This is a genomic window from Vibrio sp. 811, from assembly GCF_033339195.1.
The window spans coordinates 1-603 of record NZ_JAWOUB010000609.1; the positions used below are offsets into that span (position 1 = coordinate 1).

Annotated in this window: 1 protein-coding gene; it reads left to right on the forward strand. The window is 43.0% G+C overall.

Annotated elements, in window-relative coordinates:
• Positions 1-241: 241 nt before the first annotated feature.
• A partial coding sequence (locus tag R7Q46_RS28375) for a MarR family transcriptional regulator (RefSeq protein WP_318078470.1) occupies positions 242-603 on the forward strand: 362 nt, incomplete at its 3' end.

The following is a 603-nucleotide window of genomic DNA, read 5'->3' on the forward strand; positions in this document are numbered from 1 at the left end:
ATCTCAAGAACTCGCTCCAGCAACGGAAAAGTCGGAGTAAGACTTCGTAAGCTTAACTGAGTTATACTAATAACAATAAACATAATAAAAGGGCGCGTAAGCGCTCTTTGTTTATGCTTTCAACTCGATGGTTTAATACGCCACCGATTTTGAATGAAGTCTAGGAAGAGCAATTACGTTTCGAATTCCTCACTAAAAGGTCAGAAAGCATAACATGAAGCCATAAGTTAAATAGGCGGCTATGAAAGAGCAAAAAATTTCACCTATCTCCGTTTTGGATCAAAGCCCAATGTTTGTCTCTGGGGTGATGCAACGGATGTATCGCAACCGAGCGCAGGCAGAGTTATGTCGTCAAAATCAGATGACCTTAGAGATGGCCAGTGCGTTGGCAGCGTTAGAAGAGTTTCAGCCCATGAGTCAACAAGCGTTAGCCGATGCCGTTTTGACCGAACGAAGCGTTGCAAAGCGCATGGTCGATAACTTGGAAAAACGTGGTTTTGTGTTCGTTTCGAAGAGTGAGGCGAACCAACCACTGAAAATGCTCAGTTTGACGAAAGAAGGTGAAGCACCGATTAAGAAAGTTCATCATATAATGAGGAACTT